This window comes from Streptomyces sp. MRC013 (assembly GCF_023614235.1).
GTDB lineage: Bacteria > Actinomycetota > Actinomycetes > Streptomycetales > Streptomycetaceae > Streptomyces.
This window is the reverse complement of the sequence record NZ_CP094264.1, coordinates 4,302,769-4,326,465: the sequence shown is the minus strand read 5'-3', so window position 1 is coordinate 4,326,465 and position 23,697 is coordinate 4,302,769. Positions and strand designations below refer to the sequence as shown.

At 73.0% G+C, this 23,697-nt stretch carries 21 protein-coding genes and 3 pseudogenes; 10 read left to right on the top strand and 14 right to left on the bottom strand.

From position 1 onward, the window contains the following. The first annotated feature begins 188 nt into the window (after positions 1-188). The gene (locus LUW75_RS19620; RefSeq protein ID WP_250336788.1) at positions 189-2,024 is read left to right on the top strand and encodes an endonuclease/exonuclease/phosphatase family protein; all 1,836 of its coding nucleotides are present in this window, start codon (positions 189-191) and stop codon (positions 2,022-2,024) included. 123 nt (positions 2,025-2,147) lie between these two features. Here LUW75_RS19620 and LUW75_RS19615 read toward each other — a convergent pair whose 3' ends face one another. From LUW75_RS19615 to LUW75_RS19605, 3 genes are read right to left on the bottom strand one after another with little or no spacing between them, the layout of a single operon-like run. Continuing rightward, complete coding sequence (locus tag LUW75_RS19615; RefSeq protein WP_250336787.1) at positions 2,148-2,459, bottom strand: DUF4235 domain-containing protein; 312 nt, start codon at positions 2,457-2,459, stop codon at positions 2,148-2,150. Next, positions 2,456-2,671, bottom strand: coding sequence for a hypothetical protein (locus tag LUW75_RS19610; protein WP_250336786.1), 216 nt, complete (start codon positions 2,669-2,671; stop codon positions 2,456-2,458). Before LUW75_RS19610 ends, LUW75_RS19615 begins: the two co-directional genes overlap by 4 nt. Next, complete coding sequence (locus LUW75_RS19605; RefSeq protein ID WP_250336785.1) at positions 2,668-3,102, bottom strand: phage holin family protein; 435 nt, start codon at positions 3,100-3,102, stop codon at positions 2,668-2,670. Before LUW75_RS19605 ends, LUW75_RS19610 begins: the two co-directional genes overlap by 4 nt. A gap of 109 nt (positions 3,103-3,211) precedes the next feature. Here LUW75_RS19605 and dapA point away from each other — a divergent pair, with 109 nt between their 5' ends. Further along, entirely contained in the window at positions 3,212-4,102 is an 891-nt protein-coding gene (gene dapA, locus LUW75_RS19600) for a 4-hydroxy-tetrahydrodipicolinate synthase (RefSeq protein ID WP_250336784.1), read from the top strand. 118 nt (positions 4,103-4,220) lie between these two features. Here the strand turns inward: dapA and dapD are convergent, their stop codons facing one another. From dapD to LUW75_RS19555, 9 genes and pseudogenes are all read right to left on the bottom strand, one after another. Then, positions 4,221-5,204, bottom strand: coding sequence for a 2,3,4,5-tetrahydropyridine-2,6-dicarboxylate N-succinyltransferase (gene dapD, locus LUW75_RS19595; protein ID WP_250336783.1), 984 nt, complete (start codon positions 5,202-5,204; stop codon positions 4,221-4,223). A gap of 175 nt (positions 5,205-5,379) precedes the next feature. After that, positions 5,380-5,718: a metal-sulfur cluster assembly factor gene (locus LUW75_RS19590; protein WP_010475820.1), complete on the bottom strand. Its 339-nt coding sequence runs from the start codon at positions 5,716-5,718 to the stop codon at positions 5,380-5,382. After that, entirely contained in the window at positions 5,715-6,188 is a 474-nt protein-coding gene (gene sufU, locus LUW75_RS19585) for a Fe-S cluster assembly sulfur transfer protein SufU (RefSeq protein WP_250336782.1), read from the bottom strand. The genes LUW75_RS19590 and sufU overlap by 4 nt, the downstream gene beginning before the upstream one ends. Before the next feature lie 12 nt (positions 6,189-6,200). Next, positions 6,201-7,457: a cysteine desulfurase gene (locus LUW75_RS19580; protein ID WP_250336781.1), complete on the bottom strand. Its 1,257-nt coding sequence runs from the start codon at positions 7,455-7,457 to the stop codon at positions 6,201-6,203. Beyond that, the gene (gene sufC, locus LUW75_RS19575; protein ID WP_250336780.1) at positions 7,454-8,245 is read right to left on the bottom strand and encodes a Fe-S cluster assembly ATPase SufC; all 792 of its coding nucleotides are present in this window, start codon (positions 8,243-8,245) and stop codon (positions 7,454-7,456) included. Before sufC ends, LUW75_RS19580 begins: the two co-directional genes overlap by 4 nt. Before the next feature lie 7 nt (positions 8,246-8,252). Beyond that, positions 8,253-8,570, bottom strand: coding sequence for a non-heme iron oxygenase ferredoxin subunit (locus LUW75_RS19570; RefSeq protein ID WP_250336779.1), 318 nt, complete (start codon positions 8,568-8,570; stop codon positions 8,253-8,255). Then, complete coding sequence (sufD, locus tag LUW75_RS19565; protein ID WP_250336778.1) at positions 8,570-9,745, bottom strand: Fe-S cluster assembly protein SufD; 1,176 nt, start codon at positions 9,743-9,745, stop codon at positions 8,570-8,572. The genes LUW75_RS19570 and sufD overlap by 1 nt, the downstream gene beginning before the upstream one ends. 60 nt (positions 9,746-9,805) lie before the next feature. Further along, positions 9,806-11,221, bottom strand: coding sequence for a Fe-S cluster assembly protein SufB (sufB, locus tag LUW75_RS19560; RefSeq protein ID WP_250336777.1), 1,416 nt, complete (start codon positions 11,219-11,221; stop codon positions 9,806-9,808). After that, positions 11,218-11,969 (bottom strand): annotated as a pseudogene (locus LUW75_RS19555) (helix-turn-helix transcriptional regulator). The gene sufB and the pseudogene LUW75_RS19555 overlap by 4 nt, the downstream one beginning before the upstream one ends. 190 nt (positions 11,970-12,159) lie before the next feature. Between LUW75_RS19555 and LUW75_RS19550 the strand changes: the two are divergent. From LUW75_RS19550 to LUW75_RS19540, 3 genes and pseudogenes are all read left to right on the top strand, one after another. Further along, a pseudogene (locus LUW75_RS19550) lies at positions 12,160-13,085 on the top strand (ABC transporter ATP-binding protein). Further along, entirely contained in the window at positions 13,082-13,849 is a 768-nt protein-coding gene (locus tag LUW75_RS19545) for an ABC transporter permease (protein ID WP_250336776.1), read from the top strand. The pseudogene LUW75_RS19550 and the gene LUW75_RS19545 overlap by 4 nt, the downstream one beginning before the upstream one ends. Positions 13,850-13,928: 79 nt before the next feature. Continuing rightward, complete coding sequence (locus LUW75_RS19540; RefSeq protein WP_250336775.1) at positions 13,929-14,894, top strand: COX15/CtaA family protein; 966 nt, start codon at positions 13,929-13,931, stop codon at positions 14,892-14,894. Positions 14,895-15,007: 113 nt separating this feature from the next. Here the strand turns inward: LUW75_RS19540 and LUW75_RS19535 are convergent, their stop codons facing one another. Continuing rightward, positions 15,008-15,331, bottom strand: a complete 324-nt coding sequence (locus tag LUW75_RS19535; protein WP_250336774.1) for a hypothetical protein — start codon at positions 15,329-15,331, stop codon at positions 15,008-15,010. A gap of 97 nt (positions 15,332-15,428) precedes the next feature. Next, positions 15,429-16,424: a heme o synthase gene (locus LUW75_RS19530; protein WP_250336773.1), complete on the bottom strand. Its 996-nt coding sequence runs from the start codon at positions 16,422-16,424 to the stop codon at positions 15,429-15,431. Between the two features lie 376 nt (positions 16,425-16,800). Here LUW75_RS19530 and tkt point away from each other — a divergent pair, with 376 nt between their 5' ends. The 5 genes and pseudogenes from tkt to pgl all read left to right on the top strand — a co-directional run bounded on the left by tkt (position 16,801) and on the right by pgl (position 23,427). Then, positions 16,801-18,888: a transketolase gene (gene tkt / locus LUW75_RS19525; RefSeq protein ID WP_250336772.1), complete on the top strand. Its 2,088-nt coding sequence runs from the start codon at positions 16,801-16,803 to the stop codon at positions 18,886-18,888. Between the two features lie 35 nt (positions 18,889-18,923). Continuing rightward, positions 18,924-20,012, top strand: a pseudogene (gene tal / locus LUW75_RS19520) (transaldolase); the annotation flags it as partial. Between the two features lie 33 nt (positions 20,013-20,045). Continuing rightward, a complete protein-coding gene (gene zwf / locus LUW75_RS19515) occupies positions 20,046-21,569 on the top strand; it encodes a glucose-6-phosphate dehydrogenase (protein ID WP_250337736.1) in 1,524 nt (507 codons plus the stop codon). Beyond that, on the top strand, positions 21,566-22,648 hold the full coding sequence (opcA, locus tag LUW75_RS19510) for a glucose-6-phosphate dehydrogenase assembly protein OpcA (protein WP_250336771.1): 1,083 nt from the start codon (positions 21,566-21,568) through the stop codon (positions 22,646-22,648). The genes zwf and opcA overlap by 4 nt, the downstream gene beginning before the upstream one ends. Continuing rightward, the gene (gene pgl, locus LUW75_RS19505) at positions 22,645-23,427 is read left to right on the top strand and encodes a 6-phosphogluconolactonase (RefSeq protein ID WP_250336770.1); all 783 of its coding nucleotides are present in this window, start codon (positions 22,645-22,647) and stop codon (positions 23,425-23,427) included. Before opcA ends, pgl begins: the two co-directional genes overlap by 4 nt. The last annotated feature ends 270 nt before the right edge of the window (positions 23,428-23,697 follow it).

Sequence of the window (23,697 nt, the reverse complement as noted above, 5' to 3'; positions counted from 1 at the left end):
TCCGGGCGACCTCCAAGCCTAGACGCCCGCGGGGGCGCCTCCCGCGTTCACGTGCCCGACGGGCGCCGTCCACCGGGAGCCCCTTGACAGGCTGCCCGCACACCCAAGAGATTGACGCGCGTAGAGCGGTCGGCCTACCCCGGGCCCCCGCGCACGCCCGTCCTCCGCCTCCCTCTTGGAGTCCGCCCATGGCTTCCTTCCCGCCGAGAACCGCCGCCGTCCCGGCCGTCGTCGCCGCCGCACTGGCCGCCGGGCTGCTCGCCGGAGCCCCCGGCTCGGCGGCGGACGCGGCCGGCACCGTCCGCATCCACGACGTCCAGGGCTCCACGCGCATATCCCCGCTCGTCGGGCGGCACGTCGCGGACGTCCCCGGCGTCGTCACCGGCGTGCGCACGTACGGTTCCCGGGGCTTCTGGTTCCAGGACCCGGAGGCGGACGGGGACGCGGCGACCAGCGAGGGCGTCTTCGTCTTCACGGGTTCGAGGCCGGCCGTCTCCGTCGGCGACGCCGTACGGGTGTCGGGCACGGTCACCGAGTACGTCCCCGGCGGCCCCGGCTCCGGCAACCAGTCGCTCACCCAGATCTCGAAGCCGGCCGTCACCGTCGTCTCCTCCGGCAACCCGCTGCCCGCCCCGGTGACCGTCACCGCCGGGTCCGTCCCGGACGCGTACGCGCCCGGGGGCGACCCGGCCGCGGAGGGCTCGATCAACGGCCTCGCCCTCAGGCCCTCCTCCTACGCGCTGGACTACTACGAGTCGCTGGAGGGCGCCAACGTCCGCGTCGGCGCCTCGCGCGTCGTCGGCCCCAGCACCGAGCACGCCGAGCTGTGGGTGACCGTCGAGCCCTGCCGGAACCCCACCCGCCGGGGCGGCACCCTCTACGGCTCGTACGGGTCCCAGAACCCCGGCCGCCTCAAGGTCCGGTCGCTCGTCCCGCTCGCCGAACAGCCCTTCCCGGCCGCGAACGTCGGTGACGTGCTCACCGGCACCACCGAGGGTCCGCTCGACTTCGACCAGTACGGCGGCTACACCCTCGCCGCGCGCACCCTCGGCACCGTGGAGGGCCGCGGCCTGCAGCGCGAGAGGACGCGCCCGCAGCGCCGCGGCGAACTCGCCGTCGCCACGTACAACGTGGAGAACCTCGACCCGACCGACCCGCAGGAGAAGTTCGACGCGCTGGCGGGGGCGGTCGTGGAGAACCTGGCGTCGCCCGACATCGTGGCCCTGGAGGAGATCCAGGACGACAGCGGCGCCCGCGACGACGGCACGGTCACCGCCGGGCAGACGCTGGAGAAGTTCACGGACGCGATCGTCGCCGCGGGCGGCCCCGCGTACGCGTGGCGGTCCGTCGACCCGGAGGACGGCGGGGACGGCGGCGAACCCGGCGGCAACATCCGCCAGGTGTTCCTCTTCAACCCCGAGCGCGTGTCGTTCACCGACCGCGCGGGCGGCGACGCCACGACCCCGACCGGCGTCGTCGAGGAGCGCGGCGAGGCGGCCCTGACCGCCTCCCCCGGCCGGATCGCCCCGGCGGACGCCGCCTGGGAGAACAGCCGCAAGCCGCTGGCCGGCGAGTTCGTCTTCCGCGGCCGCACGGTGATCGTCGTCGCGAACCACTTCGGCTCCAAGGGCGGAGACGAGCCGCTCGTCTCCCACCGCCAGCCGCCGAATCGTTCCTCCGAGGTCAAGCGCGTCCAGCAGGCGAAGGTCGTCAACGCCTTCGTCAAGGACGTCCTCGCCGTCCAGCGCAACGCCGACGTCGTGGTCCTCGGCGACATCAACGACTTCGAGTTCTCCGCCACGACCCGGGCCCTCACCGACGGCGGCGCCCTGCGCGCGGCCGTCACGAGCCTGCCCCGGTCCGAGCGCTACTCCTACGTCTTCCAGGGCAACAGCCAGGTGCTGGACCAGATCCTGACCAGCCCCGGCATCCGCCGCTTCACGTACGACAGCGTGCACATCAACGCGGAGTTCGCGGACCAGGTCAGCGACCACGACCCGCAGGTCCTGCGCTTCCGGCCGTGACCCCGCGGGTCCCCTCCGCCCCGGACGCCCCGGGGCGGAGGGGACCCGCGCCGCCCCGTCCCGGGGCGCGCCCCCGTCGGCCCCGGGGTGCCGCCACGTTCCCGGGCCGAGGCGGACCGGAGGTCAGGAACCCCCCGGCCAGGTCCCGGTGAGCCGCCGCACGCCGACGGCGCCGCCCCGGTCCACGGCCGCCCGCACCGTCGCGAAGATGGCGCCCTGCAGGGCCGCGGCGATCAGGACCTCCCGCCACGAGCGGCCCTCGTCCAGCGCGTCGGGGGCGTCGCTGCCCCGGCCCACCGCCTTCCACGCCCGGGTGAACAGCGCGCTCGCGGCGGCGCCGCCGACGAGGCCGAGCAGCAGCCCGACGGGGCGGTAGAGGATCTTCTGCCTGCGCGCGGCCCTCGACCGGCGCCCCGGTAGCCCGCGCGCGCTCACCGCCCGCCCCCCGTGCGCCGGGAGCGGGCCGACAGCACCACGGCGAGCACGACCAGCGCCACGGCGGCCGCGGACGCCGCCACCAGCGGCCGGCGGTCCATGCGGGCGGCGCGCGCCCGCAGGTCCGTCTTCGCCACCAGCTGGTCGAGCGTCTCGATCAGCTCCTCGCGTTTGCGCGCCGCTTCCAGGCGCAGTTCGTCGGGCCTGCTCATCGGTGCACCGTCTCCTTGATCTCGTCGAGGTCGGAGCGCACGCCGTCGACGGCCCGCTCGGGCAGCGGCGGCGCGGCGCGCCGGATCTGCGCCCGTCCCGCGAGGCCCAGCGCGGCGGCCACGAGGAACAGCACCGCGGTCACGATCAGGGCGGCGGCCCAGACCTCCAGGACCAGGGCGAGGAGCGCCACGCAGGTCCCGGCCAGGGCCATGAGGCCGACGTAGGCGACGGCGGTGGCGCCTCCGACGAGCCCGCCGCCGACCCCGGCCCTTCTGCCCTTCTGGGCCAGCTCGGCCCGGGCGGTGCGCAACTCGGCCCTCACCAGGTCGGAGAGCTGCTCCGACGCGCGCTTGACCAGCTCTCCGACCGAGGGTTCCGGGGTTCTGGCGGCCACGGCGGTCACTCCTTCCTGTGCACGTACGGGGGTCATCCGAGTACCCGGACGAACCGCCCCCATGCCAGGCTTGAGCGCTGCTTCACCGTATGTCGCAGTATCACTAAGTGGACCTACGAGATCGTGGGCGGGCAGACTGCGGGGCATGATCTGCGACGGCTCGACGCCCCCGCCCTTCGGCCGCGCCCTGTGCGCCATGGTCACCCCCTTCACCCCGGCCGGCACCGCCCTCGACGCGGACCGGGCCGCGAAGCTGGCGGCGGACCTGGTCTCCCGCGGCTGCGAAGGGCTCGTCCTGAACGGCACGACCGGGGAGTCCCCGACCACCTCCGACGCCGAGAAACGGCAGCTGATCAGCGCCGTCAGGGAAGCCGTCGGCGCGTCGGTGCCGCTCGTCGCGGGGGTCGGCACGGCGGACACGGCGCACACGGTCGAGCTGGCCCGCCAGGCGGAGGCCGCGGGCGCGGACGGCCTGCTCGTCGTACCGCCGTACTACAGCCGTCCGCCGCAGGCCGCCGTCGAGGCGCACTTCCGCCGGGTCGCCGACGCGACGGGGCTGCCCGTGATGCTGTACGACATCCCCGGCCGGACCGGCACGCGGATCGAGCCGGACACGATGCTGCGGCTCGCCGGGCATCCGCGGATCACGGCCGTGAAGGACTGCGCCTACGACCTGCTGGGCACGACGAGGGTGATCGCCCGCACGGCTCTGGCCGTCTACTCGGGCTGCGAGGAGCTGAACCTCCCGCTGTACGCGCTGGGCGGTGCCGGGTTCGTCAGTACGGTCGCGAACGTGGCGCCCACCGAGACCCGGGCGGTGCTGGACGCCTTCGACGCGGGCGACACCGCGGAGGCGGCCCGGCTGAACCGGCGCCTGCTGCCGCTCACCGAGCTGATGACGGCGTCCGGACTGCCGGGCGCGGTCACCGCGAAGGCCCTGCTGGACGCGGGCCCACTCCGCGAACCGCTGCAGCCCGCCGGTCCCGGGGCGGTCGCCGGGCTGCGCAGGGCCTACGCGGAGTTGGCCGACCGCTGACGGCCCCCGGGCCCGGGGGCTCCTTTCCGGCGCGTTCCCGGTCCGGCGCCCCTCGCCTCCGGTGGGCCCGGGGACACGGGCGCCCCCGGGCCCAGGAAGGCGCCCGGCCGCCCGGTGATCAGTTGTGGCTGTGCAGGACCTCGTTCAGGCCGTCCCAGACGGCGTTGTTCGGACGGGCCTCGACGGTGCCGGTGACCGAGTTGCGGCGGAACAGGATGTTCGAGGCGCCGGACAGTTCGCGGGCCTTGACGACCTGCCCGTCGGGCAGGGTGACGCGCGTGCCCGCGGTGATGTACAGGCCGGCCTCGACGACGCACTCGTCGCCCAGCGCGATGCCGACGCCCGCCTCGGCGCCGATCAGGCAGCGCTCGCCGACGGAGATCACGACGTTGCCGCCGCCGGAGAGGGTGCCCATGGTGGAGGCGCCGCCGCCGATGTCGGAGCCGTCGCCGACGACGACGCCCGCGGAGATGCGGCCCTCGACCATGGACGTGCCGAGCGTGCCCGCGTTGAAGTTGACGAAGCCCTCGTGCATGACGGTCGTGCCGGCCGCGAGGTGCGCGCCGAGCCGGACGCGGTCGGCGTCCGCGATGCGCACGCCCTTCGGGACGACGTAGTCGGTCATGCGCGGGAACTTGTCGACGCCGGTCACCTGCAGGTGCAGGCCCTCGGCCCGGGCGTTCAGGCGGACCTTCTCCACGTCGTCGACGGCGACCGGCCCCAGCGAGGTCCAGGCGACGTTGGCGAGGAGGCCGAAGATGCCGTCGAGGTTCTGGCCGTGGGGCCTGACGAGGCGGTGGCTGAGCAGGTGCAGCCGCAGGTAGGCGTCGTGGGCGTCGAGCGGCTTCTCGTCCAGGGAGGCGATCACGGTGCGTACGGCGACGACCTCGACGCCGCGGCGGGCGTCGGCACCGACGGCCTTGGCGGCGCCCTCCCCGAGGAGGTCCGCGGCCCGGTCGGGGGTGAGCCGCTCGGTCCCGGCGGGCCCGGCCCCCTCGGTCAGCTCGGGCGCGGGGAACCAGGTGTCCAGTACGGTGCCGTCACCGGCGAGGGTGGCGAGGCCGGCGGCCACCGCCCCGGTGGTGCGAGGTGCAGAAGTCATGCCCCGAACCTAACCGTCCGGTCCGCCGCGGTGCCAACCGGTCCCGCGTCCCGCTCCGCATGCGCCCCGGACGGCCCACGGGGCCCCGGGCGACGGCGAACGGCCGGGCCCGCCGGATCGGTTCGGCGGGCCCGGCCGTTCGGCCGCGGTCCGAGGGGCCCGTGGGCCGGGTGCGTCAGACGTTGAAGCCGAGCGCGCGCAGCTGCTCGCGCCCGTCGTCCGTGATCTTGTCGGGGCCCCACGGCGGCATCCAGACCCAGTTGATCCTCAGCTCGCTGACGATGCCGTCCGTCGCCGCCTTCGCCTGGTCCTCGATCACGTCCGTCAGCGGGCAGGCCGCCGACGTCAGCGTCATGTCCAGCGTGGCGACGTTGGAGTCGTCCACGTGGATGCCGTAGATCAGGCCCAGGTTGACGACGTCGATGCCCAGCTCCGGGTCGACCACGTCGTACAGCGCCTCGCGGACCTCGTCCTCGGACGCGGGCTTCACCGTCGCCGTCTCGTTCTCGCTCATGCGGTCTTCCCCTCGGTCCTCGCGGGCTTCTCGCCCAGCGCCTGGGCGGTCGCGTCCTTCCACGCCATCCAGCTCAGCAGCGCGCACTTCACCCGGGCCGGGTACTTGGAGACGCCGGCGAACGCGACCGCGTCCTCCAGCAGCTCCTCCATCGCGTCGTCGGGCTCGATGCGGCCCTTGGACTGCATCAGCTCCAGGAAGGTGCCCTGGACCCGCCGCGCCTCGTCGAGCTCCTTGCCGACCAGGAGCTCGTTCAGCACGGAGGCGGAGGCCTGGCTGATGGAGCAGCCCTGCCCCTCGTACGACACGTCCGCGACGCGGGAGCCCTCGTACCTCACACGGAGCGTGATCTCGTCGCCGCACGTCGGGTTGGTGTGGTGCACCTCGGCGTCGCCCGGCCGCAAGCCCCGCCCGTGCGGGTTCTTGTAGTGGTCCAGGATGACGTCCTGGTACATCGAATCCAGCTTCACCGAGTCAGCCCCTCATCCGAAGAAGTCGCGGACGTGCTCCAACCCGTCCACCAGGGCGTCGACCTCGGCGGGCGTGGAGTACAGATAGAACGACGCTCGCGTGGTCGCGGGAATTCCGTACCGGAGGCAGACGGGCCGCGCGCAGTGGTGGCCGACCCGGACCGCGATGCCCTGTTCGTCGAGGACCTGGCCCACGTCGTGGGGGTGGACGTCGCCGAGCGTGAAGGAGATCGCCGCGCCCCGGTCCTCGGCCGTGGTGGGGCCGATGATCCGCAGGTCGGGGACCTCGCGCAGGCGCCGGACCGCGTACTCGGTGAGCGCGTGCTCATGGGCGGCGATCTTGTCCATGCCGATCGAGGAGAGGTAGTCGACCGCCGCGCCGAGGCCGACCGCCTGGGCGATCGGCGGCGTGCCCGCCTCGAACTTGTGGGGCGCGGGGGCGTACGTCGACGAGCTCATCGAGACGGTCTCGATCATCTCGCCGCCGCCGAGGAACGGCGGGAGGTCCTCCAGCAGCTCGTGGCGGCCCCACAGCACGCCGATGCCGGTCGGGCCGCACATCTTGTGGCCGGTGAAGGCCACGAAGTCCGCGCCGAGCGCCTGCACGTCGAGCGGCATGTGCGGGGCGGCCTGCGACGCGTCGACGAGGACGAGCGCACCGACCTCCTGGGCGCGGCGGACGATCGCCTCGACCGGGTTGAAGGTGCCGAGGATGTTCGAGACCAGCACGAAGGAGACGATCTTCGTCTTCGGCGTGATGACCTCGTCGATCCGGGAGAGGTCGAGCCGGCCGTCGTCGGTCAGCCCGAACCACTTCAGCTTCGCACCGGTGCGCTGCGCGAGCAGCTGCCACGGGACGATGTTGGAGTGGTGCTCCATCTCCGTGATGACGATCTCGGTGTCGGCGTCCACCCGGTAGGGCTCGTCGGCCCAGCCCAGCATGTTGGCGACGAGGTTCAGCGACTCCGAGGCGTTCTTGGTGAATATCACCTCGCTGCGGCTGGGCGCGTTGACGAAGGCCGCCACTTTGTCGCGGGCGCCCTCGTACAGCTCCGTGGCCTCCTCGGCGAGGACGTGCACACCGCGGTGGACGTTGGCGTTGTGCCGCTCGTAGTACTCGCTGAGCGCGTCGAGCACCTGGCGCGGCTTCTGGGAGGTCGCCGCGTTGTCCAGGTAGACGAGCTTCCTGCCGTCGTGGAGGGCCCGGTCCAGGATGGGGAAGTCCTTGCGGATCGCCTCGGTGTCGAGGAGGCCCGGAAGCCGTGTCACGCGACGTCCCCCTTTGAATGCGTCCCGATCACGGTGCCGCCCTTCGTGTAGGACTCGTAGCCCTCGGCCTCCAGCTTGTCGGCCAGCTCGGGGCCGCCCGACTCGACGATGCGGCCGCCGGCGAAGACGTGGACGTGGTCCGGCTTGATGTAGCGGAGGATGCGCGTGTAGTGCGTGATCAGCAGGGTGCCGACCTCGCCGGTCCCGCGCACGCGGTTGACCCCCTCGGAGACGATGCGCAGGGCGTCGACGTCGAGGCCGGAGTCGGTCTCGTCGAGGATCGCGATCCTCGGCTTGAGGAGTTCCAGCTGCAGGATCTCGTGGCGCTTCTTCTCACCGCCGGAGAAGCCCTCGTTGACGTTCCGCTCGGCGAAGGCCGGGTCCATGCTGAGGCGCTCCATGGCCTCCCTGACCTCCTTCACCCAGGTGCGCAGCTTCGGGGCCTCGCCGCGGACGGCGGTGGCGGAGGTGCGCAGGAAGTTGGAGACGGAGACGCCCGGGATCTCGACCGGGTACTGCATGGCGAGGAAGACGCCGGCGCGGGCGCGCTCGTCGACGGACATCCCCAGGACGTCCTCGCCGTCGAGGGTGACGGTGCCGCCGGTGACCGTGTACTTCGGGTGGCCGGCGAGGGAGTAGGCGAGGGTGGACTTGCCGGAGCCGTTGGGGCCCATGATGGCGTGGGTCTCGCCCTGCTTCACGGTCAGGTCGACGCCCTTGAGGATCTCCTTCGTGGCGTTGTCGGCCTCGACGGAGACGTGCAGGTCGCGGATTTCAAGCGTTGCCATGGGTGACTCAGGACTCCTGGGTGACGGAGACGAGCACATCGTCCCCTTCGATCTTTACGGGGTATACGGGGACGGGGCGGGTCGCGGGAAGGCCGGACGGCTTGCCGGTGCGCAGGTCGAAGCTGGAGCCGTGCAGCCAGCACTCGATGGCGCAGTTCTCGACCTCGCCCTCCGAGAGGGACACGTTCGCGTGCGAGCAGATGTCGTTGATCGCGAACACCTCCCCCTCGGTGAGGACCAGGGAGACCGGCGTGCCGTCGATCTCCACCCGCTTCGGGGTGTCCTCGGTCAGCTCGCCCAGGTCGCAGGCGCGGACGAAGGCCATCAGACGGACGCCTCCAGCTCCGCCTCGATCCTCTCGATGAGCCGCTGCTCGACGTCGGCGAGGCCGATCTGCTGGACCAGCTCGGCGAAGAAGCCGCGGACGACGAGGCGGCGGGCCTCGATTTCCGGGATGCCGCGGGCCATCAGGTAGAACAGCTGCTCGTCGTCGAAGCGGCCGGTCGCGGAGGCGTGGCCGGCTCCGGCGATCTCACCGGTCTCGATCTCCAGGTTCGGCACCGAGTCGACCCGGGCGCCGTCCGTGAGGACGAGGTTGCGGTTCATCTCGTACGTGTCGGTGCCCTCGGCGGCGGCCCGGATCAGGACGTCGCCGATCCACACGGCGTGCGCCGACTCGCCCTGGAGGGCGCCCTTGTAGACGACGTTCGACGTGCAGTGCGGGGTGTTGTGGTCGACCAGGAGGCGGTGCTCCTGGTGCTGGCCGGCGTCGGTGAAGTACAGGCCGAACAGCTCGGCCGCGCCGCCCGTCCCGGCGTACTCGACGCGCGGGTGGATGCGGACGAGGTCCCCGCCGAAGGTGACGACGACGGACTTGAAGGAGGCGTCGCGGCCGACGAGCGCGTTGTGCTGCGCCACGTGGACGGCCCCGGCGTCCCAGTCCTGGACGGAGACGACGGTCAGCCTGGCGCCGTCGCCGAGGACGTAGTCGACGTTGGCGGCGAGGACGGCCTCGCCGGTGTGGTCGACGACCACGACGGCCTCGGCGAACGCGCCGACCTCGATCACGAGGTGCCCGAAGGAGGTGCCGCCCCGCCCGTGCACGGCGACGCGGACGGGCTCGGTGAGCACGGCCTCCTCGGGCACGGTCACGACCGTGGCCTTCTCGAGCGAGGAGTACGCCTGGGCGGCGACCCGGTCCACCGGCGTGCCGGCCCTGCCGACGCGGGCGTCGTCCCGGCCGACGGTCTCGACGGTGACCCCGTCGGGCGCGGCCACGTCGACGCGTACCCCTTCACCGGTGGCGGCGGCGGTGCCGTCGTGCAGGCCGCGCAGACGCTCCAGCGGCGTGAACCGCCACTCCTCCTCGCGGCCGTGCGGGACGGGGAAGTCCGCGACGTCGAAGGACGGGGGGGCGCTCATGCGCGTGGCGACGGTCGACTCGGCCGCCACCGCGATGGAGCCGGCGGTGGTCGAACCCACCGGGATGTTCTCAGCCATGGCTGTCGTGGTTTCTCTTCCTACGTGCGTACGTCGTCAAGTCGTTCGGGGTGGGCGGCGTCAGCCGACCGCGCCCTCCATCTGCAGTTCGATCAGCCGGTTGAGCTCCAGGGCGTACTCCATCGGCAGCTCCTTGGCGATCGGCTCGACGAATCCGCGCACGATCACCGCCATGGCCTCGTCCTCGGAGAGGCCGCGGCTCATCAGGTAGAAGAGCTGGTCCTCGGAGACCTTCGAGACCGTGGCCTCGTGGCCCATGGAGACGTCGTCCTCGCGCACGTCGACGTACGGGTAGGTGTCGGAGCGGGAGACCGTGTCGACGAGCAGGGCGTCGCACAGGACGTTGGACTTGGAACCCGGGGCGCCCTCGCCGATCTCGATGAGGCCGCGGTAGGAGGTGCGCCCGCCGCCCCGCGCCACCGACTTGGAGACGATGTTGGAGGAGGTGTTCGGCGCCATGTGGACCATCTTGGCGCCGGCGTCCTGGTGCTGCCCCTCGCCGGCGAAGGCGATGGACAGGGTCTCGCCCCGGGCGTGCTCGCCCATCAGGTAGACGGCCGGGTACTTCATCGTGACCTTGGAGCCGATGTTGCCGTCGACCCACTCCATGGTCGCGCCCTCGTAGGCCACGGCGCGCTTGGTGACCAGGTTGTAGACGTTGTTCGACCAGTTCTGGATGGTCGTGTAGCGGCAGCGCGCGCCCTTCTTGACGATGATCTCCACGACGGCGCTGTGCAGCGAGTCGGAGGAGTAGATCGGCGCGGTGCAGCCCTCGACGTAGTGGACGTAGGCGTCCTCGTCGACGATGATCAGCGTCCGCTCGAACTGGCCCATGTTCTCGGTGTTGATGCGGAAGTAGGCCTGGAGCGGGATGTCGACGTGCACGCCCTTGGGCACGTAGATGAAGGAGCCGCCGGACCACACGGCCGTGTTCAGCGAGGCGAACTTGTTGTCGCCGACCGGGATGACCGTGCCGAAGTACTCCTGGAAGAGCTCGGGGTGCTCCTTGAGCGCGGTGTCCGTGTCGAGGAAGATCACGCCCTGGGACTCCAGGTCCTCGCGGATCTGGTGGTAGACGACCTCGGACTCGTACTGGGCCGCGACACCGGCGACGAGGCGCTGCTTCTCCGCCTCGGGGATGCCGAGCTTGTCGTACGTGTTCTTGATGTCCTCGGGCAGGTCCTCCCAGGACTCGGCCTGCTTCTCGGTGGACCGGACGAAGTACTTGATGTTGTCGAAGTCGATGCCCGAGAGGTCGGAGCCCCAGGTCGGCATGGGCTTCTTGTCGAACAGGCGCAGACCCTTCAGCCGCAGCTTCAGCATCCACTCGGGCTCGTTCTTCTTCGCGGAGATGTCGCGGACGACGTCCTCGCCGAGGCCGCGCTTGGCGGCGGCACCGGCCGCGTCCGGGTCGGCCCAGCCATATTCGTACCGACCCAGGCCCTCGAGCTCGGGGTGGCTGATCTCGGTGGTCATGCGGGGTTCCTCCCGGCCGTGCTTGCGGATGGTGGTGAAGGGGTCTTGGGGTGCGTGGGGGCGCTGTGGGGGATGAACGTCGTGCAGACCCCGTCGCCGTGCGCGATGGTGGCCAGACGCTGGACGTGCGTCCCCAGGAGGCGGGAGAAGACCTCTGTCTCCGCCTCGCAGAGCTGCGGGTAGCGCTCCGCGACGTGGGCGACCGGGCAGTGGTGCTGGCACAGCTGCTGCCCGACCTGCCCGACCGGCGCCTCGCGCGCCGTCGCAGCGTACCCGTCGGCGCTGAGCGCCCTGGCCAGCGCCTCGGCCCGCTCCCGCCGCGGCGCCGACTCGACGGCCTCGCGGTACGCCTCCGCCTGCGCCTCGATCCGGTCCCGGGCGAAGGCCGCGACGGCGGCCTCCCCCCGGCGTTCTGCTCGATCCAGCGCAGGGCGTCGACCGCGAGGGCGTCGTAGGACTGGTCGAAGGCGTCCCTGCCGCAGTCCGTGAGCGCGAAGACCCGGGCGGGGCGGCCGCGGGTGCGGGCACCGTAGACGCGCTGCTCGCGCGGGGCGACCACGCCGTCCGCGACGAGGGCGTCGAGGTGCCGGCGCACGGCGGCCTGGGTGAGGCCCAGCCGCTGGGCGAGTTCCGCGACGGTGGAGGGACCGTGGTCCAGGACGGACCGCGCGACCCGGTTGCGGGTGGACCGCTCCCCGGTCGCGAGCTCCTCCCCGGAGGCCGTGGAAGTCGCGCCGACGTTTTTCACAACGCCATTGTTGCGTAATTCCGAAGAGAGTGACAAGCCGCGCCGCCGCGACCCGGCGATGCCGTACGTCACTTAGGGAAACCTAACCTGACCTGCGAGAACGATCACCGGGGCCGTCCGCGCCGCCGCCGGGGGCCGGACGGGCCCCCGCGGCCCGGACGCGTCCGGCGGCTGCCTAGACTTGGCTGCCATGCGAAACGAGTCCGCCGTCCGGGTACGGGGCCTGGTCAAGCGGTACGGGACCAAGACCGCGGTGGACGGGCTCGACCTCGACGTCCGCACGGGTACCGTCACCGCGGTCCTCGGCCCCAACGGGGCCGGCAAGACCACCACCGTCGAGACCTGCGAGGGGTACCGCCGCCCCGACGCGGGCACCGTCCGCGTCCTGGGTCTCGACCCGGTCGCCGACGCGGCCCGGCTGCGCCCCCGCGTCGGCGTGATGCTCCAGTCGGGCGGCGTCTACTCGGGCGCCCGCGCCGACGAGATGCTCCGCCACACGGCGAGGCTGCACGCCCACCCCTCGACGTGGACGCCCTCGTCGAGCGCCTGGGCCTGGGCTCCTGCGGCCGCACGGCGTACCGGCGCCTGTCCGGCGGGCAGCAGCAGCGGCTCGCCCTGGCCATGGCCGTCGTCGGCCGGCCCGAGCTGGTCTTCCAGGACGAGCCGACCGCGGGCCTGGACCCGCAGGCCCGCCGCTCCACCTGGGAGCTGGTGCGCGAACTGCGCGCCGACGGCGTGACGGTGGTGCTCACCACCCACTTCATGGACGAGGCCGAGCAGCTCGCGGACGACGTGGCCATCGTCGACGGCGGGCGGGTCGTCGCCCGGGGCACTCCCGAGGGGCTGTGCCGCGGCGGCGCCGACGGCTCCCTGCGCTTCACCGGCCGCCCCGGCCTGGACCTGGCCTCGCTGCTGGCGGCCCTGCCCGGCGGCACGGCCGCCGCCGAGACCGCCCCGGGCGCGTACCGGATCACCGGCGCGGTCGATCCGCAGCTCCTGGCCACGGTCACCGGCTGGTGCGCCCGGAACGGGGTGATGCCGGACGGCATCGCGGTCGGGCGCCGCACCCTCGAGGACGTCTTCCTGGAGCTGACCGGCAAGGAGCTGCGCGGATGAACAGCGGTACGTACACCCCGAGGCCGGGGGCCGCGCCGGTCGGCCGGATGATCGCCGCCCAGGCCGCGCTGGAGACGCGGATGCTGCTGCGCAACGGCGAGCAGCTGCTGCTCACCGTCGTCATCCCCTCGCTGCTGCTGGTGCTGTTCTCCACCGTGGACGTCGTCGACACCGGCGCCGGCGAGGCCGTGGACTTCCTCGCGCCGGGCGTCCTGGCCCTCGCCGTGATGTCCACCGCCTTCACCGGGCAGGCCATCGCCACCGGTTTCGAGCGGCGGTACGGGGTGCTCAAGCGGCTCGGCGCGTCCCCCCTCCCCCGCTGGGCGCTGATGGCCGCCAAGACGCTGGCCGTGCTGGTCACCGAGGTCCTCCAGATCCTGCTGCTGACCGCCATCGCCCTGGCGCTCGGCTGGTCGCCGCGGGGCAACCCCCTCGCGGTGCTCCTGCTGCTGGTCGCCGGCACGGCCGCGTTCTCCGGGCTCGGTCTGCTGATGGCCGGGACGCTGCGGGCCGAGGCGACGCTGGCCGCGGCGAACCTGGTCTTCCTGCTGCTCCTGGTGGGCGGCGGGGTGGCCGTGCCGCTGGACAGGTTCCCCGGCGCGGCGCGCGCGGTGCTGGAGTGGCTGCCGATCTCGGCGCTCTCCGGCGGGCTGCGGGAGGTGCTCCGGCACGGCGCCGGCGTGCCCTGGGGAGAGCTGGGCGTGCTCGCCGGGTGGGCGGCGGTGGGCCTGGGCGCGGCGGCGCGGTTCTTCCGCTGGGAGTAGGCGGTCCGCACGGGGGCGGGCCGCCCCTCGGGACACCCCCTCGTGAAAGCGTGCACAAGCGTCGACCTACGATAGGTCCGTGTTGACCCCCCTCGCCTTCATCGCCCAGCGCTGGACCCCGTCCCCCCGGACGCTCCGGCGGGCCGCGCTCTCCGCGGTCGTCATGACCGTCGTCATCATCGTCACGGGCGGCGCGGTCCGGCTGACCGGCTCCGGTCTCGGCTGCGACACCTGGCCCAAGTGCACCGACGACAGCCTGTTCGCCACGCCCGAGCAGGGCGTCCACGGCGCCATCGAGTTCGGCAACCGGATGCTGACGTACGTCCTGTCGGCGGCCGTCGGCTGGGCGATCGTCGCGGCCAGGTCGACGAAGCCGTGGCGCCGGGGGCTGACCCGGCTGGGCTGGGCGCAGTTCTGGATCGTCGCGAGCAACGCCGTGATCGGCGGCGTCACCGTCTGGATGGGCCTGAACCCGTGGACGGTGGCCGGTCACTTCGTCGCCGCCAACGCGCTGCTGACCGTCGCGGTGATCACCTGGGTGCGCACCGGCGAGGGCGACTCCGCACCCCGTCCGCGCGTCCCCGGCCCGGTGCGGAGGGCGGGCTGGGCGCTGGTCGCCGTGTCGGGTGTGCTGATCCTCGCGGGTACGGGGGTGACGGGCAGCGGCAGGCACGCGGGCGACAGCAGCGACGTGCCGCGCATGCCGTTCGACTACGCGACGGCTGCACAGGTGCATGCGGCGTTCGCGTGGATCGTCTGCGCGGGCGCGGTCGCCCTGTTCCTCGCCCTGCGGGTAGTCGACGCCCCGGACGACGTCCGGGCGCGCGCCCGCGACCTGCTGGTGGTGCTGCTGTTCCAGGGGGGCATCGGCTACGTGCAGTACTTCACCGGTGTCCCGGAGATCCTGGTCGGCGCCCACATGCTCGGCTCGGCGCTCCTGTGGATCGCCGTGCTCCGCCTGGCCCTGGGCATGCGCGAGCGGCCCCTGCCCGCGGCGCCGGAGCCCGCCCCCCGGACGGGCGACACGGCGCTCACGGCGGCGTAGGGCCGGGCAGCGGCGCGGGGAAGACGCCCGGGGCGCCGCCGGACGGGATCGTTCCGGCGGCGCCCCGGGCGTTCGCGCGTCGCGGTGCGGGGCGTCGCCGGCACCCCGCACCGTCACCCGGCGGTCCCGCCGCCGATCTGGATGCCGGCCATGCGGCTCCACTCGTACGGACCCGTGCGGACCTTCGCGGCGAGCTCGCCGTCGAAGGACTCCCGCAGGGCGAGGCCGGCCCTCTCGGCGGCGTCCCGCGCGGTCTCCCCGTCCGGCGCGACCAGGTCGCCCCAGCCGCCGTCCTCGCCGACCAGGACGATGCGGGTGCCCGCCTGCCCGACGTGGGAGAGCTGGCCCCGGGCGCCGCCGTGCTCCGCGGCGAAGGCCCGGATCTGCTTGGCGAGCTTCGCCGCCGTGCGCGCTGCCTGCTTGGTGGTGTCTGCCATGGACAGGATGCTACTTCCGGGTAGACCGACGGGCGACGGGCGGGGCGCGTGGCCTTGGCCACGCGCCCCGCCCGTCAGGCGGTCCGGCGGAACGCGGTCAGCGCAGGAACGGGTCCACGGCGACCGCGACGAACAGCAGCGACGCGTAGGTGATGGACCAGTGGAAGAGGCGCATCTCCTTCAGCTTCACCCCGGTCTCACCGGACCGGGCGCGGTGCTGGAGGGCGTGCGCCTCCCACAGCCACCAGCCGCCGGTGGCCAGCGCCACGGCCGTGTAGAACCAGCCCGTGTAGCCGAGCGGCTGGAGCAGCAGCGAGACGAGGACCATCACCCAGCTGTAGAGGACGATCTGCCGGGCCACGACCCGGTTGGAGGCGAGGACCGGGAGCATCGGCACGCCCACGCGCGCGTAGTCCTCCTTCACCTTCATGGACAGCGGCCAGTAGTGCGGCGGGGTCCAGAAGAAGATGACGAGGAAGAGGACGACCGCGGCCCAGGACATGGAGTTGGTGACCGACGACCAGCCGATGAGGACCGGCATGCAGCCGGCGATGCCGCCCCACACGATGTTCTGCGCCGTGCGGCGCTTGAGGATCATCGTGTAGACGACGACGTAGAAGAGGAGCGCGCCGAGGGCGAGCCACGCCGAGAGCCAGTTGACGAACAGCCCGAACCAGAGCGTGGACACCACGCCGAGCCCGAGGCCGAACAGCAGGCCCTCGCGCGGCGTGACGATGCCGGTGACCAGGGGCCGCTGCGACGTGCGGTCCATGAGGGCGTCGATGTCGCGGTCGATGTACATGTTCAGCGCGTTGGCGCCGCCGGCCGACAGGTAGCCGGCGAAACAGGTGTGGAGCACCAGCAGCAGGTCCGGCACGCCCTGTTCCGCGAGGAACATGACCGGCACCGTGGTGATCAGCAGCAGTTCGATGATCCGCGGCTTGGTCAGCGCCACGAACGCCTTGGCGCGGGCCCCGAATGGCCGATGGGCTGGGCTCGTCCCGAGCCCACCCTCCCCCAGCGCCTCGAGGGCCTGGGAGGTGCCCCCAGAACGGGATTCGACGGCCGTCACGCACACCCCTGACAGAGACATCCCTGCGAGCCCGCCCCCTGACGTGATGGGCCGGTGAAGACTCGCGCGTACCACGCCACTGTAGACGTTGCCCATACTCCGTTCTTCGCGGGGGTGGGTCGTGTTCACCCCGCCCGCGCCGGGGCGGCCGGGACGGGCGCGGACGTGCGGGCCCCCGTTCGGACGAGCGCTCCGACGAGCGCCCTCCGCGCGTCCGGGGCACGGATGAGCGATCGGATGAGCGGGCCCGCGTACAGCTGATGCACGGGGTGGACGCGGGTGGCGGCACCCGGTCGGGAGCCGGAAAATCGAGCACGGTGACGGGATAGGCTCGGCAGCGGCCGGTGCATCGACGTCATCGGCATGTGACCTGTTCGGAGAGGAGCCCTGACCCAGGGTGAGCACCAAGCCGATCACCACAGACCTCGAATGGACCGCACTGGACCAGCGTGCCGTGGACACCGCCCGTGTCCTGGCCGCGGACGCCGTACAGAAGGTCGGCAACGGCCATCCGGGGACGGCCATGAGCCTGGCCCCCGCGGCGTACACCCTCTTCCAGAAGGTGATGCGCCACGATCCGGCGGACCCGGACTGGGCCGGGCGCGACCGCTTCGTGCTGTCCGCGGGCCACTCCTCGCTGACCTTGTACACCCAGCTCTACCTTGCCGGTTTCGGCCTGGAGCTGGACGACCTGAAGGCGTTCCGCACCTGGGGCTCGAAGACCCCGGGCCACCCGGAGTACGGCCACACCAGGGGCGTGGAGACGACGACCGGCCCGCTGGGCCAGGGCGTCGCCAACGCCGTCGGCATGGCGATGGCCGCCCGCTACGAGCGCGGCCTGTTCGACCCGGAGGCGGCGCCCGGCACCTCGCCGTTCGACCACTTCGTGTACGTCGTCGCCGGTGACGGCTGCCTCCAGGAGGGCATCGCCGCGGAGGCGTCCTCGATGGCCGGGCACCAGAGGCTCGGCAACCTGATCATGTTGTGGGACGACAACCACATCTCGATCGAGGGCGATACCGAGACCGCCGTGTCCGAGGACACCCTGAAGCGGTACGAGGCGTACGGCTGGCACGTGCAGCGCGTCGAGCAGCGGGAGGACGGGGACCTCGACCCGGCGGCCCTGTACGCGGCCGTGCAGGCGGCGAAGGCGGAGACCGGCCGCCCGTCGTTCATCGCGATGCGCTCGATCATCGCCTGGCCCGCGCCGAACGCGCAGAACACCGAGGCCGCGCACGGCTCGGCGCTGGGCGAGGAGGAGGTCGCGGCCACCAAGCGCGTGCTGGGCTTCGACCCGGAGAAGTCGTTCGAGGTGGCCGACGAGGTCATCGCGCACACCCGCGGGGCCCTGGACCGGGGCCGCGAGGCCCGCGCCGCCTGGGAGGAGGACCTCCGGCGGTGGCGCGCCGCCAACCCGGAGCGCGCCGCCGAGTTCGACCGGATCTCCGCGGGCGAGCTGCCCAAGGGCTGGGAGGAGAGGCTCCCGGTCTTCGAGGCGGGCAAGGCCGTCGCCACGCGCGCCGCGTCCGGCAAGGTCCTCCAGGCGCTCGGCCCGGTCGTCCCCGAGCTGTGGGGCGGCTCCGCCGACCTGGCCGGCTCGAACAACACGACGATCGACAAGACGTCGTCGTTCCTCCCCGAGGGCAACCCCCTGCCGGAGGCCGACCCCTACGGCCGCACGATCCACTTCGGCATCCGCGAGCACGCCATGGCCGCCGAGATGAACGGCATCACGCTCCACGGCAACACGCGGGTCTTCGGCGGCACCTTCCTGGTCTTTTCCGACTACATGCGCAACGCGGTCCGGCTCTCGGCGCTGATGCACCTGCCGGTGACGTACGTGTGGACCCACGACTCGATCGGCCTCGGCGAGGACGGCCCGACCCACCAGCCCGTGGAGCACCTGGCGTCGCTGCGCGCCATCCCCGGCCTGAACGTGGTCCGCCCGGCCGACGCGAACGAGACGGCGATCGCCTGGCGCGAGATCCTCAGGCGCTGGACCAAGGAGTTCGGCAAGGGCGCCCCGCACGGCCTGGTGCTGACCCGCCAGGGCGTGCCGACGTACGAACCGGACGAGGGGACCGCGCGCGGCGGCTACGTCCTGGCCGACGCCGAGGGCGGCGAACCGCGGGTCGTGCTGATCGCCACCGGGTCCGAGGTGCACCTGGCCGTGGAAGCGCGCGAGCGGCTCCAGGCGGAGGGCGTGCCCACGCGCGTGGTGTCGATGCCGTGCGTCGAGTGGTTCGAGGAGCAGGACCGGGGGTACCGGGACTCGGTGCTGCCCCCGTCGGTGAGGGCGCGGGTGGCGGTGGAGGCCGGTATCGGTCTGACCTGGCACCGGTACGTCGGTGACGCGGGCCGGATCGTGTCGCTGGAGCACTTCGGTGCCTCGGCCGACGGCAAGCTGCTGTTCCGGGAGTACGGCTTCACCCCGGAGGCCGTGGCCGCCGCCGCGCGGGAATCGATCGCGGCCGCGGCGCGCTGACGCCCACACGAGCACGAGTAGGAGATGCAATCCCCATGACAGACGCACTCAAGCGCCTCTCCGACGAAGGCGTCGCGATCTGGCTCGACGACCTGTCCCGCAAGCGGATCACCTCCGGCAACCTGGCGGAGCTGATCGACGGACAGCACGTGGTGGGTGTCACCACCAACCCGTCGATCTTCCAGAAGGCGATCTCCGAAGGCCACGGCTACGACGTCCAGCTGGCCGACCTCGCGGCCCGCAGGGTGACCGTGGAGGAGGCCATCCGCATGATCACGACGGCGGACGTCCGGGACGCCGCCGACATCCTCCGACCCGTCTTCGACGCGACGCAGGGCCAGGACGGCCGGGTGTCGATCGAGGTGGACCCGCGGCTCGCGCACGACACCCGGGCGACGGTCGCCGAGGCGAAGCAGCTGGCCTGGCTGGTGGACCGGCCCAACACCCTCATCAAGATCCCGGCCACCGAGGCGGGCCTCCCGGCGATCACGGAGACGATCGGCCTGGGCATCAGCGTCAACGTCACGCTGATCTTCTCGCTGGAGCGCTACCGCGCCGTCATGGACGCCTACCTCGCCGGCCTGGAGAAGGCCAGGGAGCGCGGCCTGGACCTGTCGAAGATCCACTCGGTGGCGTCGTTCTTCGTGTCCCGCGTGGACACCGAGGTCGACAGGCGGCTGGACGCCCTGGGCACGCCGGAGGCCAAGGCGCTGCGCGGCAAGGCCGCCCTCGCCAACGCGCGGCTCGCCTACCAGGCGTACGAGGAGGTCTTCGCCTCCGAGCGCTGGGCGGCGCTGGACCGGGCGCAGGCCAACAGGCAGCGTCCGCTGTGGGCGTCGACGGGTGTGAAGGACCCGGCGTACAAGGACACCCTGTACGTGGACGAGCTGGTCGCGCCGGGCACGGTGAACACGATGCCGGAGGCGACGCTGGAGGCGACCGCCGCGCACGGCGAGATCCGGGGCGACACCGTCGCCGGCACCTACGGGCAGGCCCGTGCGGACCTGGACGCGCTCGAGGAGCTGGGCATCGGCTACGACGAGGTGGTCCGGCTGCTGGAGGAGGAGGGCGTCGCCAAGTTCGAGGCGTCCTGGAACGACCTGCTGGCGTCGACCGAGGCGGAGCTGAAGCGCCTCGCCCCCCGGAGGCGTAGGACCTTGCACACCAGCAATCCGCTGCGCGACGCGGCGGACCGCCGGCTCCCGCGCATCGCGGGCCCCTCGGGCCTGGTCATCTTCGGCGTCACGGGTGACCTCTCCCGCAAGAAGCTGATGCCCGCCGTCTACGACCTGGCGAACCGGGGGTTGCTGCCGCCGGGCTTCGCGCTGATCGGATTCGCCCGCCGCGAGTGGGAGGACGAGGACTTCTCCCAGGTCGTCCACGACGCGGTGAAGCAGCACGCGCGCACCCCCTTCCGCGAGGAGGTGTGGCAGCAACTGGTCCAGGGCATGCGCTTCGTCCAGGGCGACTTCGACGACGACGCCGCGTTCGAACAGCTCAAGGCCACGATGGACCAGCTGGACAAGGCGCAGGGCACCGGCGGCAACTTCGCCTTCTACCTCTCCGTGCCGCCCAGGTTCTTCCCCGTGGTCGTCCAGCAGCTCAAGCAGCACGGGCTGGCCGAGCAGCGGGCGGGGTGCTGGCGGCGCGCGGTCATCGAGAAGCCGTTCGGGCACGACCTGGCCTCGGCCAAGGAGCTGAACGCGATCGTCCACGAGGTGTTCACCCCGGACCAGGTGTTCCGGATCGACCACTACCTGGGCAAGGAGACCGTCCAGAACATCCTGGCGCTGCGGTTCGCCAACACCCTCTTCGAGCCGATCTGGAACCGGTCGTACGTCGACCACGTGCAGATCACCATGGCCGAGGACATCGGCATCGGCGGCCGCGCCGGCTACTACGACGGCATCGGCGCCGCCCGCGACGTCATCCAGAACCACCTGCTCCAGCTCCTCGCGCTGACCGCGATGGAGGAGCCCGCCTCCTTCGACGCGGACGCGCTCGCCGCCGAGAAGACCAAGGTGCTGGGGGCCGTACGGCTGCCCGGGGACCTGGGCGCCTCGACGGTGCGCGGCCAGTACGCGGCCGGGTGGCAGGGCGGTGAGAAGGCCGTCGGCTACCTGGAGGAGGAGGGCATCGACCCCGCCTCCAAGACCGACACGTACGCCGCGATCAAGCTGGGGATCGACAACCGCCGCTGGGCGGGCGTCCCCTTCTACCTGCGGACCGGCAAGCGGCTGGGCCGCCGGGTGACGGAGATCGCGGTCGTCTTCCAGCGGGCCCCGCACTCCCCGTTCGACCACACGGCGACGGAGGAGCTGGGCCAGAACGCGCTGGTGATCCGCGTCCAGCCGGACGAGGGCGTGACCATGCGGTTCGGCTCGAAGGTGCCGGGCACCTCGATGGAGGTGCGGGACGTCTCGATGGACTTCGCGTACGGCGAGTCGTTCACCGAGTCCAGCCCCGAGGCCTACGAGCGGCTGATCCTCGACGTCCTCCTCGGCGACGCCAACCTCTTCCCGCGCGTGGAGGAGGTCGAGCTGTCGTGGCGGATCCTCGACCCGATCGAGGAGTACTGGGACAAGCACGGCAGGCCCGCACAGTACAAGGCGGGCACCTGGGGTCCGGTCGAGGCGGACGAAATGCTCGCACGAGACGGACGGAGCTGGCGCCGGCCATGAAGATCGACCTCACGGACACCACCTCCAGCAAGATCAACAAGGCGCTGGTCCTGGGGCGGCGCGCCATCGGCACGCCGGCCGTCGGCATGGTGCTGACCCTGGTCATCGTCACCGACGAGGAGAACGCGTACGACGCGCTCAAGGCGGCCAACGAGGCGTCCCGCGAGCACCCGTCGCGGACCCTCGTCGTGATCAAGCGCGTGTCGCGTTCGCCGCGCGACCGCGCGAACGCCCGGCTCGACGCCGAGGTGCGGGTGGGCGCGGACGCGGGCAGCGGCGAAACGGTCATCCTGCGGCTGTACGGCGAGGTCGTCGACCACGCCCAGTCGGTGGTGCTGCCGCTGCTGCTGCCCGACGCGCCCGTGGTGGTCTGGTGGCCGGTCAACGCGCCGACCGACCCCGCCAGCGACCCGCTGGGCACGCTCGGCCAGCGCCGGGTGACCGACACGTACAACGCCGAGGACCCGGTCCGCGAGCTGGCGGCGCGCGCCGACGCGTACACGCCGGGCGACACGGACCTGTCCTGGACCCGGATCACGCCGTGGCGCTCGATGCTCGCGGCGGCGCTGGACCAGGTCGCCTGTCACGTGGTCTCGGCCGCCGTGGAGGGCGAGGAGTTCAACCCGAGCGTGGAGCTGCTGGCCATGTGGCTGGCGGACCGGCTCGGGATCGCGGTGCGCCGCACGACGTCCGCGGGGCCCGGCCTCACCTCCGTACGGCTGGAGACGGACTGCGGGCCGATCGTGCTGGGGCGGGCGGACGGTTCGCTCGCCACGCTCTGCGTGCAGGGGCAGCCGGACCGGGCGGTGGCGCTGAAGCGCCGCGAGACCGCCGAGCTGATCGCGGAGGAGCTGCGGCGGCTGGACCCGGACGACACCTACGCGTCGGCCCTGCGGTACGGGGTCGAGCGGCTGGGCGAGGCGGCGGGCGGCCCGTCCGGGGACCCGGCGCCCGCCGCGGCCCCGGACGCCCCGGCCGCGGCTGACGCCGGCGGCGGCGAGGCCGGTACAGCCGCTCCCGCCGCCGCGCGGAGGACCGGCGGGAAGAAGGCCCCGGCGAAGAAGGCGGCCGCCACGTGAACGAACCCCTGCTGGTCGTCCACCGCGACAAGGAGCTGATGGCGCGGGCCGCCGCCGCCCGGCTCATCACCCGGATCGCCGACGCGCAGGCCGCCCGCGGCTCCGCGTCGGTGGTCCTCACCGGCGGCCGCAACGGCAACGGCCTGCTCTCCGCGCTGCGCTCGGCCCCCGCGCGGGACGCGATCGACTGGTCGCGGCTCGACCTGTGGTGGGGCGACGAGCGGTTCCTGCCGGAGGGCGATCCCGACCGGAACGTCACGCAGGCGCGGGCGGCGCTGCTCGACGCCGTGCCGCTGGACCCGGCGCGGGTGCACCCGATGCCGGCGGCGGACGGCGCGTACGGTGCGGACGCCTCCGCGGCCGCCTCCGCGTACGCGGGGGAACTGGCCGCCGCGGCCCGCCCGGAGGACGAGGGCCCGGTCCCGCGGTTCGACGTGCTCCTGCTGGGTGTCGGCCCGGACACCCACGTCGCGTCGCTCTTCCCGGAGCACCCCTTGGTGCGGGAGGCCGAGCGGACGGTGGTGGACGTGCACGACGCGCCGAAGCCGCCGCCGACCCGGATCTCCCTCACCCTCCCGGCGATCCGCTCGGCGCGCGAGGTGTGGCTGCTGGCGGCGGGTGAGGACAAGGCGCAGGCGGCGGCCGTCGCCCTGTCCGGCGCCGGCGAGGTGCAGGCCCCGGCCGCGGGCGCGTACGGGCGGGAGCGGACGCTGTGGCTGCTCGACGCGGCCGCGGCGGCGCGGCTGCCGCGGCCGCCGCACCCGGTGGCGGCGGGCTGACCGGCCGCCGCCCCGTACGGTCGGGGGCCCGGTCCGCGTCGGGGCGCGGGCCGGGCCCCCGCCGTTCCGGCACGGTCGGGGGCCGTCCGGCCCGGGGTCCCGCTGCCCCGGCGCGATGTCCGCCGGAACGCCCGGCACGGGTGTCGAGGGCGGACATCGCGGCGCGCGACCCGGTGGCGGGCCCCGGTCGGCCGCCCCACCGGGCACGGTGCGGTCGCACGGGCCGGCCGGGCCGATGCCGGCGAGGTCGCGGGCCCCGGGCCGTCGCCG

Coding starts and splice junctions, on each gene's coding strand:
- sufC (WP_250336780.1), bottom strand. CDS start 8,245: ATGGCAACGCTTGAAATCCGCGACCTGCACGTCTCCGTCGAGGCCGAC.
- LUW75_RS19535 (WP_250336774.1), bottom strand. CDS start 15,331: ATGGCAGACACCACCAAGCAGGCAGCGCGCACGGCGGCGAAGCTCGCC.
- LUW75_RS19545 (WP_250336776.1), top strand. CDS start 13,082: ATGAACAGCGGTACGTACACCCCGAGGCCGGGGGCCGCGCCGGTCGGC.
- sufD (WP_250336778.1), bottom strand. CDS start 9,745: ATGGCTGAGAACATCCCGGTGGGTTCGACCACCGCCGGCTCCATCGCG.
- dapA (WP_250336784.1), top strand. CDS start 3,212: ATGATCTGCGACGGCTCGACGCCCCCGCCCTTCGGCCGCGCCCTGTGC.
- LUW75_RS19610 (WP_250336786.1), bottom strand. CDS start 2,671: ATGAGCAGGCCCGACGAACTGCGCCTGGAAGCGGCGCGCAAACGCGAG.
- opcA (WP_250336771.1), top strand. CDS start 21,566: ATGAAGATCGACCTCACGGACACCACCTCCAGCAAGATCAACAAGGCG.
- LUW75_RS19570 (WP_250336779.1), bottom strand. CDS start 8,570: ATGGCCTTCGTCCGCGCCTGCGACCTGGGCGAGCTGACCGAGGACACC.
- dapD (WP_250336783.1), bottom strand. CDS start 5,204: ATGACTTCTGCACCTCGCACCACCGGGGCGGTGGCCGCCGGCCTCGCC.
- sufB (WP_250336777.1), bottom strand. CDS start 11,221: ATGACCACCGAGATCAGCCACCCCGAGCTCGAGGGCCTGGGTCGGTAC.
- LUW75_RS19605 (WP_250336785.1), bottom strand. CDS start 3,102: ATGACCCCCGTACGTGCACAGGAAGGAGTGACCGCCGTGGCCGCCAGA.
- LUW75_RS19590 (WP_010475820.1), bottom strand. CDS start 5,718: ATGAGCGAGAACGAGACGGCGACGGTGAAGCCCGCGTCCGAGGACGAG.
- LUW75_RS19620 (WP_250336788.1), top strand. CDS start 189: ATGGCTTCCTTCCCGCCGAGAACCGCCGCCGTCCCGGCCGTCGTCGCC.
- LUW75_RS19530 (WP_250336773.1), bottom strand. CDS start 16,424: ATGTCTCTGTCAGGGGTGTGCGTGACGGCCGTCGAATCCCGTTCTGGG.